The sequence below is a fragment of the Mesobacillus campisalis genome (assembly GCF_000986785.1).
In the GTDB taxonomy this organism is placed as follows: Bacteria; Bacillota; Bacilli; order Bacillales; family Cytobacillaceae; genus Mesobacillus_B; species Mesobacillus_B campisalis.
On sequence record NZ_LAYY01000002.1, the window covers coordinates 1 to 16556 of the forward strand.

16 protein-coding genes, 1 tRNA gene and 1 riboswitch are annotated in these 16556 nt (G+C 38.6%); of the genes, 6 read left to right on the forward strand and 11 right to left on the reverse strand.

Annotation, left to right across the window (positions count from 1 at the left end; genetic code table 11):
- Window positions 1–382 precede the first annotated feature (382 nt).
- From WQ57_RS02025 to WQ57_RS02040, 5 genes are all read right to left on the reverse strand, one after another.
- A complete protein-coding gene (locus tag WQ57_RS02025; protein WP_046522063.1) occupies window positions 383–1579 on the reverse strand; it encodes a PIN-like domain-containing protein in 1197 nt (398 codons plus the stop codon).
- 18 nt (window positions 1580–1597) lie between these two features.
- A complete protein-coding gene (locus WQ57_RS02030; RefSeq protein ID WP_046522064.1) occupies window positions 1598–2314 on the reverse strand; it encodes a hypothetical protein in 717 nt (238 codons plus the stop codon).
- Window positions 2315–2333: 19 nt separating this feature from the next.
- Complete coding sequence (locus WQ57_RS02035) at window positions 2334–3356, reverse strand: DUF6731 family protein (RefSeq protein ID WP_046522065.1); 1023 nt, start codon at window positions 3354–3356, stop codon at window positions 2334–2336.
- Window positions 3357–3741: 385 nt separating this feature from the next.
- Entirely contained in the window at window positions 3742–3867 is a 126-nt protein-coding gene (locus WQ57_RS27285) for a hypothetical protein (protein ID WP_277620268.1), read from the reverse strand.
- Between the two features lie 369 nt (window positions 3868–4236).
- The gene (locus tag WQ57_RS02040) at window positions 4237–4989 is read right to left on the reverse strand and encodes a hypothetical protein (protein WP_046522066.1); all 753 of its coding nucleotides are present in this window, start codon (window positions 4987–4989) and stop codon (window positions 4237–4239) included.
- Window positions 4990–5800: 811 nt separating this feature from the next.
- Between WQ57_RS02040 and WQ57_RS02045 the strand changes: the two genes are divergently transcribed.
- Window positions 5801–6394, forward strand: a complete 594-nt coding sequence (locus WQ57_RS02045) for a recombinase family protein (RefSeq protein ID WP_046522067.1) — start codon at window positions 5801–5803, stop codon at window positions 6392–6394.
- An 807-nt stretch (window positions 6395–7201) separates the two neighbouring features.
- Complete coding sequence (locus tag WQ57_RS02055; RefSeq protein WP_046522069.1) at window positions 7202–8467, forward strand: hypothetical protein; 1266 nt, start codon at window positions 7202–7204, stop codon at window positions 8465–8467.
- 286 nt (window positions 8468–8753) lie between these two features.
- Here the strand turns inward: WQ57_RS02055 and WQ57_RS02060 are convergent, their stop codons facing one another.
- The 3 genes from WQ57_RS02060 to WQ57_RS26470 all read right to left on the reverse strand — a co-directional run bounded on the left by WQ57_RS02060 (window position 8754) and on the right by WQ57_RS26470 (window position 11428).
- Window positions 8754–10034 carry a hypothetical protein gene (locus WQ57_RS02060; RefSeq protein ID WP_338151885.1) on the reverse strand — a complete coding sequence of 427 codons (1281 nt, stop codon included), beginning with the start codon at window positions 10032–10034 and terminating at the stop codon, window positions 8754–8756.
- 137 nt (window positions 10035–10171) lie between these two features.
- Window positions 10172–11155, reverse strand: coding sequence for a tyrosine-type recombinase/integrase (locus tag WQ57_RS02065; RefSeq protein ID WP_046522070.1), 984 nt, complete (start codon window positions 11153–11155; stop codon window positions 10172–10174).
- 176 nt (window positions 11156–11331) lie between these two features.
- Window positions 11332–11428, reverse strand: a tRNA-Sec gene (locus WQ57_RS26470).
- 149 nt (window positions 11429–11577) lie between these two features.
- Here WQ57_RS26470 and WQ57_RS02070 point away from each other — a divergent pair.
- From WQ57_RS02070 to WQ57_RS02080, 3 genes are all read left to right on the forward strand, one after another.
- Window positions 11578–12003, forward strand: a complete 426-nt coding sequence (locus tag WQ57_RS02070) for a DUF2621 domain-containing protein (RefSeq protein ID WP_046522071.1) — start codon at window positions 11578–11580, stop codon at window positions 12001–12003.
- Window positions 12004–12090: 87 nt separating this feature from the next.
- Window positions 12091–12190, forward strand: a riboswitch (guanidine-I (ykkC/yxkD leader).
- A 73-nt stretch (window positions 12191–12263) separates the two neighbouring features.
- The gene (locus tag WQ57_RS02075; protein WP_046522072.1) at window positions 12264–12605 is read left to right on the forward strand and encodes a DMT family transporter; all 342 of its coding nucleotides are present in this window, start codon (window positions 12264–12266) and stop codon (window positions 12603–12605) included.
- Entirely contained in the window at window positions 12605–12919 is a 315-nt protein-coding gene (locus tag WQ57_RS02080; protein ID WP_046522073.1) for a DMT family transporter, read from the forward strand. The genes WQ57_RS02075 and WQ57_RS02080 overlap by 1 nt, the downstream gene beginning before the upstream one ends.
- 39 nt (window positions 12920–12958) lie before the next feature.
- On the opposite strand, the gene WQ57_RS02085 is transcribed toward WQ57_RS02080, so the two are convergent.
- Window positions 12959–13447 carry a CcdC family protein gene (locus WQ57_RS02085; protein ID WP_046522074.1) on the reverse strand — a complete coding sequence of 163 codons (489 nt, stop codon included), beginning with the start codon at window positions 13445–13447 and terminating at the stop codon, window positions 12959–12961.
- Between the two features lie 112 nt (window positions 13448–13559).
- Window positions 13560–14267, reverse strand: a complete 708-nt coding sequence (locus WQ57_RS02090) for a cytochrome c biogenesis CcdA family protein (RefSeq protein WP_046522075.1) — start codon at window positions 14265–14267, stop codon at window positions 13560–13562.
- Between the two features lie 237 nt (window positions 14268–14504).
- Between WQ57_RS02090 and WQ57_RS02095 the strand changes: the two genes are divergently transcribed.
- Window positions 14505–14675, forward strand: a complete 171-nt coding sequence (locus WQ57_RS02095) for an aspartyl-phosphate phosphatase Spo0E family protein (protein ID WP_046522076.1) — start codon at window positions 14505–14507, stop codon at window positions 14673–14675.
- Between the two features lie 84 nt (window positions 14676–14759).
- Here the strand turns inward: WQ57_RS02095 and WQ57_RS02100 are convergent, their stop codons facing one another.
- Window positions 14760–16556 (reverse strand): ABC transporter ATP-binding protein, encoded by a 1797-nt coding sequence (locus WQ57_RS02100; RefSeq protein WP_046522077.1) that lies wholly within the window; start codon window positions 16554–16556, stop codon window positions 14760–14762.

Consider the following 16556-nt stretch of genomic DNA (forward strand, 5'->3'; position numbering starts at 1 on the left):
TTTCCCCTTCCAGATTCATTTGTTTTTCGTTTTGAATAGATGGTTCTTCAAACTTCAATCTCGTATTTTTCATCATCTTTCCTCCTGTATTTCTTTATTTTTGTTCTCACCGGGATACTTGCAGTTTCTACAATAATTAGGACACCCTACTTTAAGATTTTTTATCACCCTTTCAATATTTTTCTAACCTCACCGGAATACTTGCAGTTTGAAAGAAATTAGGACATGCTGTTTTAATTTTTTTAAAAACAGCAAAAACTTGTTCTCCCCTGTAAAACTAAAAAAGCATCCGTATAAGACGGATGCTTCTCCTGACAAGTCAGTGTACTAATTAGAGTATTAATTACTATTAGAGCCTACATAAGAAGTTAATATTTCTCACCTAGTTTTCATAGGATTCAATAGCATTCTCTATATTATTAATCATGTTTTTCAGCTCAAGAATTTTCCCCCTAAAGTCCGTATCACTATCCATGATCGATTCTAAAGTTACTCTGTGTGCATAAGCTGACACACTGCTATGTACTTTTAACTGTTTTAATTTTGCCAGGGCCTGTTTATAAAGGGATGGCAATAAAATGGCCGTGGCAAATCTCCTGTCAGAAAATCCATCACGTAGAGCACCAATTCTTTCAATTTGAGGTATATTCTCTAATTCGTTATCTTCATTTTCTTGGGTTGCTAAATCCATTTGCATAGTTGCTCTGTCCGTTTCTGGTAAGTCAGAGTACCTCGACTTAGCTTGTTCTATAAAGTCTTTATAACTATAAAAGTAAGTATATTGGCCTGTTCTCATCTTAAATTCTCTAAGCAAATCAGGTAAAGGGGATTTAGTATGCGTCTTTTCATCATGTACCCACCAATCGTTCTTATGATCCTCGGTTACAAATATAACTGGTACACTTCTAGTTTGAGATAACTTAATCATTTCCTCCCATACTATGTAATCTCCGAAGCTTCTAAAATCTCCTTTAACTACATCCTCGAAACCAGGAGGAATCTTAAAGGAAAAGCGAACCTCACCTTGCTGATAAAGAGAAATCAATTCATCGTGCTGGATACTTTCCGAGAATTTACCATCGTATATCTCTTTAATTTCATCCAACACAGGGTCACTATCCTTGAGTTTGTTTCCATCGTAAAAAATACTTCGGTTCTGTTGGTTTTCGTTTATGTATTCTTGTATTTTATTAACAGTTTGCTCTTTAAACGTTTCAATATCCTGTTGAACCTGAGTGAGAAACTCTTGATGATATTTTAAACCTGAGTTTTTGCTCACTGCATTTAATGATTCTATTTGATTTTTCATCAGATTTTTAGAATTAATTAAGGCTTTTAATGAATCATCAATTGTAGACTTTCTGTTTCGTAAAAATTCCCATCCAACTTGGTGAATCATCACTAGTCTTACGTTGATCTGCTCATACTTTAAAGACTCAAAAAATTGATTTCTAGCCTCATTATCCAATTTATAAGTATTTAAAAGTGTATTTGTGTCTAATACTATTATTCCCTCTCGCCAAATTTGATCTATTCTTTCACCTCTAAATGAAAAGAAGGGAAAATATATCTCTTCCATTAAAAAATCCTCCTATACTTAGTTTTTTCCTTGCTTGCTTTCGTCTTTCATATTTTCATCTAATTTTTTACGCAAGCTCTCCATATACTCTTTTGAATCTGGGGCAGGGGGGTCTGTGGTGCCTACCATCTTTGCTTCAATTCGTACTAACAGTTCCATCAGTTTTTGCTCTGTGTCTTCCTTTTTTTGTACTTCCTCTGCAGCATGTTTAATATTTGAATAGTAGATATGCATTACTATTGTCGAGAAACGGAAAGCCTCAATTAATGTAGCGATGAATAAAGAGAGATAGAATATGACAAAGAAAGGTATAGGGGACAACAAGTCATATAGTACAGTGAATAATAAGAATCCAAATCCTATAAAAAAGGCTATGATTGCATACCTGACAAACCTTTTAGACAAACCCTCTTCAGAAATTTTAACCATCGCTGAAGAAAAACCTGCTCCTAGAACTGACATAACTGTTACATAAAATCCTACTAGAAAAACCCCAACAGTCATAAGCATATTTGTTTTGTCTTTACTTAAGAACCTATCAGATATTTCTTTTTCAATACTCGTTACCTTTTCATAAACAACCCAGTCGTTTGGTATTAAACCAAATATAAATAAGATAAAAAAACATAAAATTAGTATTATGTGTGAACTTAACGGTATATATTCCTCAACGAGCTTTGTACCATTAGCTACGATTGTTCGTTCAAATCTCTCCATTTTCGACTTTGCACTCAATACAATTCACCCTAATCTATTAGTCTTTTAAGGGTACTTTGAGATTTTCAGGTGGATTTAGAATTAGCTTTTCTGTAAAGAAATCGCTTGTTTCAAGTCTACTAATCGGTCTCATATCTGCTGAAAATTCCGAATATGCATCCCTGATAACTCCACTAAACTGATTATATGAGGTTAGCATCTCATTAGCAACGTACTCCCATCCAGGATATGCAATACTATCATTCTTTAGAATTACATCTTTTAGAGGCCCCCCTGAATTTTTCAAATCCACAGTTTCTAAATTCCCTGTTTTTTCATCTCTATACCTTACTTTTATAGCTTCAACTGAGTCATTATCGATATTCAGTTTTTGAAGAATAAATTGTACAGATTTTAAGTCAAGAGTACTTTTCTTTCCATTACCGACACCTAAGTCGATTCTAAGTTTGTTAGCGTCTAGTTCCTCTTTTGCTTTCCCCATACTTCGTAATGCCTTCATAATGTATTTTTCTTCCCCCTCACTTTCAAACAATGTAGATTCATGATAGTTACTAAGGGACAAATATAATTCAATACTACGGACTTGAGACGACTTTGTAATATCTTCAAGTCCTCTATTTGACAAAATAGGGGTTAGTAGTACTTGATAATCTACGTCCGGATTTGAAGGTAAGAATGAAGAAAGATATTTTTCGATCCCTTTTTCTTTCAATCCATACAAGGTTCCCTCCAAGGCAATAGCTGCACGATTTTCATCATATAGCATAGTAACTACTTCGATTACATCAGATTTTATTTCTTCCAGGTTTCTAGGAGAGGTAATGTCTCCGACATATGGTTTGTAATTCTGACGGTACTTAACAAAGGGTATTACTCTGTAAAATGGTTGATTATCATCAAAATCCAAAGTATGTATGGCTGTTGGGTAACCATCAATTTTTCTTAATCTTTTGCTCCAATGTAATACGCCCACTATATCTAAGAATTGGAGAATAGAAATATTTGTTTTCTCTCTATTTTTATAAATTGCAATGTTATAAAACTTAACTGTTCTACTCAAAAATGTCCCTCCTTTTAAACCCTGAGCATATGAATTGTCTGGATACATAACAATTAATTTTACTATTTACCTAGTTCAATAATATAATACCACTTTTTCCCTAATAATTTGGCATTTAAATGGATTTTATAGTACTATTTTGTCCTCAATTAATACCAAAAGAGTTCACAGTTGGACCCACATAGGGTTATAATAATGTCAAAGGTTCGGTAATTTACGTACTTCCGAAGGGCATAAAAAAAGAGACCGAAGTGCTGCCAACACTGGATCTCTGTAAACATCTTTCTAAGTTGCTCACTTTGGAGGTTTCCTGACCTTGTTTTATGGTAATACTTAAAAAGATTGTATTATTTTTTCCTTAAAGAGCTAACTAACTGCCAATTAGTTAGTTTTTTTCTTTTTCTCTGACTTTACCAATAAACATGACAGGTATAATTACTAAGTCTTTACCTTCCGATGTGACGAAATTCAATAGCTCAACCATCAGAGCTATACCTTCAAGAATTTCCATGTATGCCCCCTCCTTTCTTACGAGCCAGGAGGGACCAACCAATAGCTTTTATCTAGCTGTTTTTTTCTATAGCCCTATTTTAAATTAAAGCAATGGCTGCGACAACCAAAGTTCCGCATTAACTAATTTTTTCCCTAGGTTCCCCCCCTCTCTAACTTCTCTCTATTAAGTATAGCCAACTATTAATGGTAAATTTCCAACATGCAATCTTTTATCTAACTAATGCAAATACCGGTTTACAATGTTACATTCTTGGGAATAAAAAACTTCTCCCAGGAAAGATACATGGCAATCTGGCGAAAAAAAGCAACTGACTTTGTCTCTTTCTTCATTTTTAAGTGATGCTTTTTATTAAAGTCTGAGCAATCCTTATTCCTCAAAATTTATTAATAAATTATTTATTTCATTTTCGGTATTAATAATTTGGATATCTATCATATCCATAGTGACTTTAAAATTAGAGTTAATTTGAATAATCTGACCTTCTATCGCTTTCAATAAATCCTCGTACGTCTGAAAATTTGAATCACCGCCTATAAAAACATATAAGACTGAGTTTATGTCCAATGTTAAGTTTTTGAAAATATTATTATGGTCTCTTTCAATGCTTCCGATAAGATCAGGAAAATAAGGTCTGTACTTATAGCACCCTGAATATGTTGTAATGAACTCATCTCTCCTATGGTCTATCGCCTCTAATAACTCCTCGTTTCTAAGGTTCTCATATACTACCGCTTCTCTAAGGTGATCTGCAATATAATTTAGATGGTCATGTAAGATTGATGTCCAGCTACCTTGAAGACCAAAAAAAGCCATTTTGGTTCGGGTAAGTACCTCTAATACTTCCTCAGCTTTCCTCAGTCTTGTTTCCAATAATACTCTGTTCCTGTCCTTCTTATCTTGCAGGTCTAACTGTTTTGTAATTTGTGCTCTAGCGATTAAATAAGCAGAAAAGGCCCCGACCATTCCACCGAACATACTTAGCAAGCCACTTATAATAGTCGCCTTATTTGTACTGTCCACACCCAAGCTTTGAATGGTTATTGCCCATACAGTAACAGCTAAGGCAAAGGAAAATAGTAGTGCCGCTCCTGTTAAAATTCTTCCTTTAATCCTGTTCACCCCCCTTAATGATAATACACCAAAGAAGGTCAATTCACTTTACAATTTTATCAATTATCCTGCCCCGTGATATAAAAAAAGCATGTTAGTAGTTTACGAGAGATTTCTGAAATTACAGCTTCCCTGCTTGCTTAAAGTTAAGAACACCGTGGCGCAATATTTTTAAGAATGGCTTACTTTATGTAAGACGAATATTCTTTATGGCCCCCTTTACTTATAATATCCTAGTTTTGAAAACTGTTGTGTATAAACTGCTGACATGAGACCCTTGGACAGCCCCCCTCCCTCTCCCACTATATCCCTTCACCGCATCAATACTTTACCACGGTGAAGTTAGGAGGGGCTCATTAGCCCATCACCGCTTTACCAGGATGAAGTACAGGATATATATTTAGGTACACACTATTGCCACTGATTCCTGATAGCACCTGACACCGCAAGGCTTCTCACAGAGGGGCACGGGTGCAAATGTGTTGATATTTGCCATCCTGTATGGCTGTGCCTGTAGGGCTGTGCTATAGGGATACTGTACACAGGGTACTTTGGCAGGATCACAGTGCCCTTGTAACCCTCTTACACTGGTGGAATAGCAAGCAACTCAGAAGTCATATTAGCTTTACCCGGGTTTATCCTACTGGCTATACTGTCTGGCCTGTTAATTCTAAAATACTCACACATGGTACCCCTATAAAATTAATCAGTATCAAAAACTCTACACTTATTGACACTACAAAAAAGCGCCTGTAATATAGGTTTTAAATAGTATCAAAAAGTCGTATCAAGCTAATAAGCGATTAAGGGGGGCTAAACAATGAATTACGGGTATGGACGGGTCAGTACAAATAAACAGGAACTAGGCCTGCAAATTAAAGCACTCAAAGATGCAGGGGCTACTAAAATCTATAAGGAAAAGATCAGTGGTGCCAAGGCTGAAAGAAAAGAACTAAATAACCTGCTAAAGGAAATAAAGGCAGGGGATACGCTAATAGTAACCAAGGCTGACCGTATAGCCCGTTCATTGTCACAGCTTGAAAGAATCGTTACTGAATTGACCAGCAGAGGTGTAGCTGTACATATTTTAAACATGGGAATATTCACTGCTCAAAACATGGATAATCCCATGACAAAACTGCTATTTAACGTGCTTGGTGCCTTTGCTGAATTTGAACGTTCTATGATCCTTGAGAGGACACAGGAAGGAATTAAAGACGCTAAGGAAAAAGGAGTAAAGTTTGGCAGGAAGTCCAAAGCCTTTAAGATTGAGGGTTCTTTGCTTCATGCCATACTGCAAGTGGAGGGAGGGAAAATGTCACAGCCTGAGGGTGCAGAATTTGCAGGGTGTAGCATTGCAACTTTTAAAAGACGTTTAAAGGAATATAGGGAAAGTAATAACGAGGGGGGATAAGCACGTTTAGTAAGTGTACATATTGTCTTAAATCATATCCAGAGGATCAATTAAAAGCCATCCCTAATGATGACAGCCCACAGTTAAACCGAAAATACTGCCCTAATTGCTTTCCTGGAGTTTATTTAGAGCATAGGAAATTACCGTGGAATCGTAAATCTTAAGGGGGCTGTGATGGCCCTCTTTTTACGTTCATTTACTTTGTAGCTATTATGATTAAAGCAATACAATCACCATTGTTATCTCCTAGAATTAAACACTAGAGGCGGCTACTTTCCTATGTCTCCAAATCCTTGCAGCAGTACGGTTTTAGAGAATCAAGGTTCTATCCGGTTGTTTCTGTATCCTGTTCCTACCTGATTTTTCAGCCACAACTTTTCCTAATGAACTTATTACCAACCATGTCTTTTAAAGTACAAATTCATGCAAATAAAAAAAGGCTACTAGTACTGTGGGTACAGTGTCAGCGCCTTAATTTATAATTCTAGATTATTTTCTCATTCTTCATTCAGTGATGCATAGATTTGCTTGTCCTTTGACAGGCATAAATTTCTCTTTGTTCTTCTTGAGCCTTAGCTAGTTTATGCTCTTGGAGTCTATATTTGTCCTGTTCTTCAATCAAATAAAGCTTATCCTTATATGCCTTCAATGCCTTGACTATCCAAAAGCCCAAACCCTTAGGTAGCAAGATTTACCTAATAAGGTTTTTGACATTCATGATAAACACCCCGCTCATTCCTAAAATAGTGCCTTGTTCTAAGTCTGTTATTTGGTAAAATGTACCTATACTATGACGAGGTGAAATCTATGGATAAAGTCTTATTTCTTCCGTTCGAAGCATCTAGGTTCTTCACATATAAATACGAAAAAAAACTAGTTCTTGAATACCCTTATGGAACATTCGGAGAGTCTCATTTGACTAACTTTTTAGCTAGTAACCCTACTCCAACTCTTGGATTTACCTTTTTAAGGCAAAACAAAAGCCATATTAAAGTTCCTTTTGGTGAGGTTGTGATTGAATCAGTTATAAGGCCAAATGATATACAGCCCATTTGGGAGTTGATTTATAGACATTCCACCATGACGGGCAAGTCTCTAACGGAATCGTTCTTAGATATTAGATCAATACATTCTATTCCACCAGTCCTAGATGAAGCTATCTCTTTATATTTATCTCAAAAAAACCATAATGACTCAGAAATCGGACAATTCATTAAATTCGTAGGTGGTAAAGTTTCAGGAAATTCGTCACTACTATGGTTCGTATGTTCTGTTTTAGAGAATTTCACTTCGGGTTTGCAGACTATTAAGTTTCATGATTTTCTTTTAGGAAATAACCGCAAGCCACATTTTAGGTCCCTTTTTAGCCTAGTTTCAATTAATGATTATTTATTTTTTAGAAACGAACTCAAAAATAAAAGTGACTATTCAGTTGGTGAAGATGCCAGAGATCTTGCATTTGGATATCTAAAAGCTAATTTCATTTCCACTAACCATCATTCTTTATTTAAAAAACTATCTGAAAAAACTTGGAGGGATTTAATAACCACACCACAGTATAATTATCAACATAACAATAAGACTTACAAAATTTTATTCCATAATATATGGGAATTATATAAAAATGAAGATTTTACTTTTGTTGATTTTGATACTGAAGTGAAATGGCAAACTACACCTCCTTCACTAGGGGGAGTAAAACGTGGATCACTTGATGCGTTTATACATTTAACAGACTCTGTGGGTACGCATTGGAAATTATACATAGAGTTTAAAAACTTTAATGAAACTCTAACTGATATAAAGGATGTTGAATATCAACCATATGCCATTTTTAATAACGACTTCAGTTATTCAAGGTATAAACACAATTCTGGTGATCAATGGTTATATATTGCAATTACCAGAGGCACACCGCATTATAAGATTAATGCTACTTTGCCAAAACATCACTATATGGATTTCACATGGAGTCATTTTTTCGATCAGGTAATGACCAAAGTTTATCCATTGGCAATTTCTTCTTCTGATAAAAATTTATTGAACTTTATCAATTTTCTTTTCAATAAGTGAATTAAACATTTACTACTTTAATGATAGTGTCCCTACGGGACAGTGCTACGGCTTCGCCTTGCACCATTGTTAGCTCCCCTAATAGGATTAATTTATCTTTCCCTAAGAATGTACCGCATAACATGGAGGGGGTAGTCGTTAGACTTCCCCTGTAATGTTATCGGTATGGCTTTAGCCATTAGTAACTGTATAAACTTTTTATATTTCTTTCTATAAGGAAATCATTTAAAAACTCAGTAATACCAAGGGTTTCAGCGTTTGTTTACACTTTTTTTTGAATAAACGGCTATGCTCTTATTTCCTCATTATTGAGATACACTTCTAGCAGTGTCCTCATTCTCTTACTAGGGATATAGACATTAATTTGCTGCCCTTTTCTGATCCTGCTCCTGAATATCCACTGTAGTAACTCTGATAGGGCAAATAAATCTTCATCTACAGTAACCCCCTTACCAGTAAAAAACCTTTTAGTAATAGGATTCATGAACCTATTGGCAAAGTATATACAGGTAGACTTATTGGCATAGTCATTAGTGGCCCTTGCTGTAACCTCTACAAACTGTTTTTTAAGATTTTTAGGACATAGGGTCTTTTCAAACTCTTTAAACGTAGTCCACATTACTTCCTCACTGGATACCCCTATTTTGTTTCTATAGTAGTTAAAAGCATTATCTTTCAATATTTTCTTTTTAGCTGAACTTTCCATCATCCTAGCCGTATGTGATTTACTGAAAGCTGTTCGGTCCTCCCCTACCCTGTTTAAATCTATCCTGTCAGTAGGCTTAGAATAATGAATGTTGATTAGCTGCTTTAAATGCTGCCTATTCTCTTTTTCGAGGGAGATATTGTCAATTAAAGAATACTTGCCGTTCAAGCATCCTACTGAATAGAAAGTATAATTTAGATTAAAGAGATCATAGTAATACCGCTGTAATTGACCATTGAACATATATGTCAGGACAAATATTTCTTCAAAGCCTTTAAACGCAGAAACAGGGAACAGCCAATACATGGTGATATTCTCGTAAATCATCAGGTTATTAGCGTTAGCAAGGTTACGAATATCTTTAAATTTCCCCTCAGAATAGTCCTTTTCATTCCAATGTACAAACCCCTTATCATCCACTGTCATGACTGGTTCATCAGCCTTTGTGCGTGCCGTCATTAATAATTGCAAATCATCCTTAGAAATATCCACCTGTTCTATGACATTCATTACCTCATCCAATATAAGGTTATATCCTTGCATTTCAATCAGTTCGATTAGTTCAGTATCCATTCTCTGAAACAGTGCATGGGTGGAGACAATATTTTCCCCCTTAGCGATAAGTTGTTTTAAACTGTCCAGCTTAGTGCCCCCTTTAACTGCCTCTGGCTGTACAAAGTCACGGTTAACTGAGTTTATTACACGGTCAACCTCACTCTTAAAGGGGGTAATGTATATGAACTTTTTATAAAATGCAGATTCGTTCATATACTGTATAGCCCATGATGTTTTACCTGACCCCATGATTGAATCCACTATGTTTATTTTGTTCTGTATTGGTTTCCTGATTAACATTGTCATTTCTATTCCTCTTTCCTCTAAGTGTAAAGGGACTAAAAAAAACCTTTCACCCGAGGACTTGCAATCCTACAGGAAAAAGGACACAGGAAAATAAAAAAAACTGCCTGACGGAAGGTCAGACAGCATTGAGTATATTTTTATCTTTTACCAAGAACTCTATTAAGTGGAGAGAATGAATTATGCTGCCTTTTCACATCTGTATCGGTCATCTGAATATATTTACGGACCATAGACATATCTGTATGACCTAAAATTTTTTGTAAGGAAAACGGGTCCCCCCCATTCATGACATAAAACAACGCACCTGTATGTCTGAAAGTATGAGGACTCACTCGCTTATTTCTAATTCCGGCTAGCTCCCCATACTCAGTTAACCTTCTTCTCCAGGTATTACTTAGAATTGGTCGGCCATCATAGGTAACAAATAATGTGTCAACTCCAAAATCTTCAGTCTCGTTCATATACTCACTTAATAATTTCAAGGTTTTAGATGAAATAGGGACATTTCTAGCACGTTTGGTTTTAGTTTCATGAGGATCTAGTTTAATAAAACCACTACTTAAATCCACGTTTGACCTTTTAATATTAATTAATTCGGAAATTCTAACCATTGTATCAAGTAGAGTATAAATCATAACCCTGTCCCTAAAACCTACATATCTATCGTCACGAATTTGATTTAATAACATTTTAACTTCCGCTGGTGTAAAAGCTTGTATTTCATCCTCTGGAGTTTTCACTGGCCTTATCCGCTCGTGTATCCCTTCTTGAATCCAGCCCTCCTGAAAACAATAGCGAAGAAAAGCGCGCATAGTCCTAATACGAACATTTGCTGTTGCGGGTGCTAAACCTTTGTCATGTAACATAAATCCTATATACTCTCTAAAAAATTCGACCTTAATGTTGCTGTTAACTAAATCCCCACCTGAATATTCGCTCAGATAACGAAAATGTTCATAATACTGTTGGATTGTTGGTTTTGCCAAACCCTCTGTTTGCTTATAATTCATAAACCGCTCGAACATTTCAAAAAGAGTTAACTTATTTTCAATAGACCCAACACGATATAAACTCTGACCATCTCTTGTACCTTTACGATTAGTTTTACGAAAAACAGACATAAAAAAATCCACCCTTCTTTTTCAGAAATTAGTGGATTAAACACACTAGTAGACCGAAAATCGGTCACACTAGGACTATGTAATTTAGCAAAAAATACTAATGACTTTATGAAAATAAATCACAGTTCAAATCACAGTCAAAAAACTGTTCAAACCGTTGATAACATTGAAAAACTTGGCGGGACTGCGTGGGAATCGAACCCACCTGACCTGGCACGCAGGTCACAAGCGGTTTTGAAGACCGTGGAGGACACCAGTACCCCATCCAGCCCCGTATTGTTTGATGACATATTCTATTATAATTCGACACTGTTTTTTTTTCAAGGTCTTTGAATTTTACACTATGCATAAGTTGGCTTGTCTTACGAGGCAGTAAGATACTATAATAAAAGAGAGATTTTGTAAGATGAAGGTGAAATGAAATGTTAACTGGCTGGTTTTTATGGTTTATTTTAATATGGATTGTTATTTTCGCGGGTTCAATGGCGATTGGCGGCTTCTTTATGTTCCGCAAGTTCTTGAAGAAAATGCCGAAAGAAGACGGCAAGTCGGATATGGATTGGGAAGAACACTATGTGAAAGAGACCCGGGATTTATGGCCTGATGACCAAAAAGCGTTTCTGGAGGATTTGGTCAGTCCGGTTCCTGAACTGTTTCGTGACGTTGCCCGGCAAAAGATTGCCGGCAAGATCGGCGAACTTGCACTGAAGGAAAAGGTTTCGAGAATAACACCCGACCTTGTTATCCGCGGCTATATCCTGGCTACCCCGAAACGGGACCACAAGTTTTTGCGCAAAAAACTCTCTGAGAACAAGATCAATATCACCCCATATGAACATTTGTTTTAGGCTGCTTCAAATTCGAAGCAGCTTTTTTCAATTCCCCCCTACCCAAATCATGTTTTCATCTGTATAATAGTAACTACTTTTAAATATGAAGATGTTTTCTAGGGTTCCGCAAACGATTTTGGTTGGCCTGGTCCGAGAGAAGACACACAGCTTTGCTGTGCCACGGAGGGACAAAAGCCCGGGAGATTCTGTTTTTGATAACAGTCTCCTGGGCTTTTTTTGTATTTCAGAGCAATCTTTGAGGAATAGGAGTGGATAGTATGAATCCGAATTGGATTAAAGTCTTTGTTGCTGCGTTTTTTGAGGTAATCTGGGTGATTGGCTTAAAATACTCGGACAGTCTGCTTGATTGGACGGGAACGGTTGTGGCGATCATTATCAGTTTTTATGGGCTGATTTCAGCCGGAAAAGGTCTGCCTGTAGGTACCCTTTATGCGGTCTTTGTCGGCTTGGGCACGGCTGGGACGGTCGCGGTGGATATCCTCTTTTTTGGGGATCCGTTTAAAATCGAGAAAATCCTTTTGATTGTACTTTTGCTGGTTGGAGTGATTGGGCTGAAGCTTGTGACAGATGAACAGCAGGAAAAAGGAGGAGAAGCGTAATGGCCTGGATTTCTTTACTGGCAGCTGGATTGTTTGAAATGGCGGGCGTCGCGATGATGAACAAATTTCATCAGGACAAGAAATGGAGTTCGATCATCCTTTTAATCCTTTCTTTTGGGGCCAGCTTTCTTTTCCTTTCGGTCGCGATGGAAACCTTGCCGATGGGCACCGCCTACGCCATCTGGACAGGAATTGGCGCTTCCGGAGGCGCCATCATTGGCATGCTGTTCTACGGAGAATCGAAGGACTGGCGGCGGATTTTGTTTATCGCCATGGTATTAAGCTCCGCTGTCGGCTTAAAGCTTGTTTCTTAATTTCATAAAATAAAAAATCCCCTGCAGCCAGGGGATTTTTTATACCAAATTGGGCTCTACCGGTTCATGCAATTCACGGTGAAGCTTTTTATATTCAAGATACATGGCAATCCGCCAAGGTACAATCATTCCAAAGGCAAGAATCCAGAACATGCCTCCAAGCTCTCCTACATCAATTGTCGCACTCAGCACCATTTTTGCAATGATTCTGACAGCCAGCAGGCCGACGAGGATATAGATGAACGCTTTGGAACGCTTAAGATATATATCCTGATCCCGAATTTCGAATTTGGAGGTTCGAATGAGCAGGATGGAAAACAGCATGCCGATGGCGAGGGCTTCCATCACTTGGAGAAAGCTGACACGAAACATAGGGAAAATGAACATAAGCGCCCCCGTGCTCATAAAAATCGGAGGCAGGATGATTTTCCTTGCGGAGGCCGGTTTCTTGGCGGCTTTCATCCTGACAATCATGGCAAGTGTTCCCATCCCGATGGCCCCAATAGTCGATAATAAAACGTAGTCCATATCTTTCATCCCTTTTATTGGATTAACACTATCATTATATAGGAAACAGCCTTAATTATAATTGAGCATGGCTATTTAAGCAACCTGCCCTAATGGCCTGAGGAGGTGTACCCTAAAAACCGGTAAACCCGCCGAACATTGGCGAAAGAAACGCAATGATCTTGGTCATCCAGTCAAAGAACAGGACAACCCCCATAAGGATCATGATATAACCGCCAACCTTCATGATTTTCACATTATTCTTTCTGATCCACTGCATTTTTCCAACATAGAAAGAGAGAATAAAGAAAGGTACAGCAAAGCCGAGAATATAAGCGATCATGTACAGCATGCCAGAGCCTGGATTGGAGCCGGCAAGCAGGATAACCGATGCAAGAATGGGACCTGTGCACGGGGTCCAGCCGGCCGCGAATGCCATCCCGATCAGCACGGATCCAAAATAGCCTGCAGGGCGGTTCTTGAATTCAATCCTGCGGTCCGACATCAGCCATTTTGGCTGAAAAATCCCAATGACCATCAAACCGAAAATGACGATGAATATGGCCCCGAGCTGGCGAATCAAGTCATTGTATTGACTGAATATCTGCCCGATGAACGAGGTGGCAAATCCCAATGCGATAAAGATGATTGAAAATCCCACTAAAAAGAAAAGCGTGTGCAGCATGCTGCGCTTTTGAAGCATCGCATTTTCACTCTTGATTTCCCCCACCGACATCCCGGTAATATAGGAAAGAAATGCAGGATACAGCGGCAGGCAGCATGGAGAGATGAAGCTGAGGAAACCGGCTGCAAGCGCAAGCAGTACATTTACGTCTGTCATATTAACATCTCCTGTTTATACATCAATACGTATTCATTCTATCAAATCTATAAAGCAAATGATACGAAACGGTCTGTGAACAATTTATTAATAATGAATATGTTGGCAAATAAACTCCAAGCAGGATTTTTTGAAATCTGCTGGAAATTCGATTATACTAGAATTTGTCTTTGAAATTTTTTACAAGATTTATAAGCTATTTACATATCCGAGGAAAGTCCTCAGAAAGGGTGCCCCATGAAGAAACAAGAACTAAGCAATGAGATTGAAAAGAAACGGGAAGAGCTCATCCGCGTGGCATCCACAAACGGACTGAGCTCCTCAAAAGCCATTCGGTGCAGCCAGGAACTTGATCACTTGCTGAACACCTATCACAGTAGATTTATAAAAAAAGTTAACCTCCATTAAAAACAGCTGTCTCCTATACGGATGACAGCTGTTTTTATTTATATGGTAATTATCGGCATCCGGGCAATGACTCCTGCTCTTTTCCTATTGGCTGACGGCATCTTCAAGGCGTTCAACCGACCCATTTTGCAGCAGGTACATCTTATGGTAAAGACCTTGCTGGGCAAGCAGCTCCTGGTGTGTTCCTCTCTCAACAATCTCTCCATGATGAAGGACAAGGATAAGGTCTGCATCCTGGATGGTGGACAGCCGGTGGGCGATGGCAATTGTCGTCCGGCCCTGGCGCATTTTGGCTAGCGCCGTCTGGATGGCTTCTTCCGTCTCCGTGTCGATATTGGCGGTGGCCTCGTCGAGAATCAGTATTTTTGGATTTGTCGCAATGGTTCGCGCGAAGGCAATCAATTGGCGCTGGCCGCTTGAAAATGTCGAGCCCCGCTCTACTACTCTCTGCTCATATCCGTCTTCCAGTTTTGAAATGAAGGTATCCGCCTGGACAAATTTTGCAGCTTCCTCTATTTCCTCATCACTCATAGCCTCATTGTGGAGGCGAATATTGTCTTTTATACTGCCGTAAAAAAGGAAGGGGTCCTGTAGCACGAGCCCCATCCTGTTGCGCAATTCATCAATGGGATAATCTTTAATGGATTTTCCGTCAACTTTTATTTCGCCCCGTTCAAACTCATAAAACCGCATCAGCAGATTGATAATGGAGCTTTTTCCGCTTCCGGTGTGGCCGACAAGTGCAACGGTCTGGCCTGGCAGCGCTGTAAATTCGATGTTTTTTAGAACATCCCGTTTACCGTCATAGGAAAAGCTCAAATTGCGGACTTCAATTTTTCCCTGTTCTATTTTATCGCTGCTCTTTTCAGGCTGGTCTGGAGCCAGATCGCTTTCATCAAGCAGCTTGAATACCCGTGATGCAGCCACAATGGCCTGCTGGTACATGGACAGACGCATCATCATATTGTTGACCGGCTCGAAAAAGCGGTCGAGATAATTGATAAAAGCGTAAAGTACTCCAATCTCCACCGGGCTTTCGAATGAGCTAATTCCAAAAAAGCTCAGGACGATAATCAAGGCGACCATATAGACCAGATCGACGGCCGGACGAAGCAGCAATCCATCCGCCTTGATATTCCTCATTCCTGCCTGGTAATGCTTTTCATTGATATCGCCAAATTCTTTCCGCAGGCGCTGTTCCTGCCGGAAAACCTGGATGATTGGCATTCCCTGAAGCGACTCGCTCAGCTTGGCATTCAGCTGGCTGAGCTGTTCACGCATATCCTGATAAAATTTCGAGCTGACCTTCCGGTAAATGGTCATGATCATCATGATCAATGGAAACACAATCAGGCAAAACAGAGCCAGTTTTACATTGAGGATGAACATTGCCACAAATATTCCAATAAGAAGAAAGCCACTCTGAATAAATGTTGCAATGACACTGACAAACATATCCTTGATTGCTTCCGTATCATTGGTAACCCTTGAAACAAGCGATCCTGCCGGAGTCCTGTCAAAATAACGAAGCCCGAGTGCCTGTACCTTTGAAAAGACATCAATCCGCAGCTGCTGGATGATCTTCAGGGCAATCTCCTGAAATTTGTACAGCTGGAGATAGGATACGACCACATTGAGGATTTGGATTCCCATATACGCCGCCCCTAATAGCAGAAGCGGCTCGAATGGAAAATTCCCGGCGCGCAGATAATCATCGATAAAAATTTTGACCAGTATGGGACCGGTCACATCCCCAATTGTAGTCAGCAGCAAGAGCCCGAAAGCAAGCATTAGCGTTTTCATATGCGGTCTGGCGTAGCCAAGCAGCCTTTTCAGGACCGCACGCTGCTGTTTAGAGGTTAATGCCGTCATTTTCTCCAT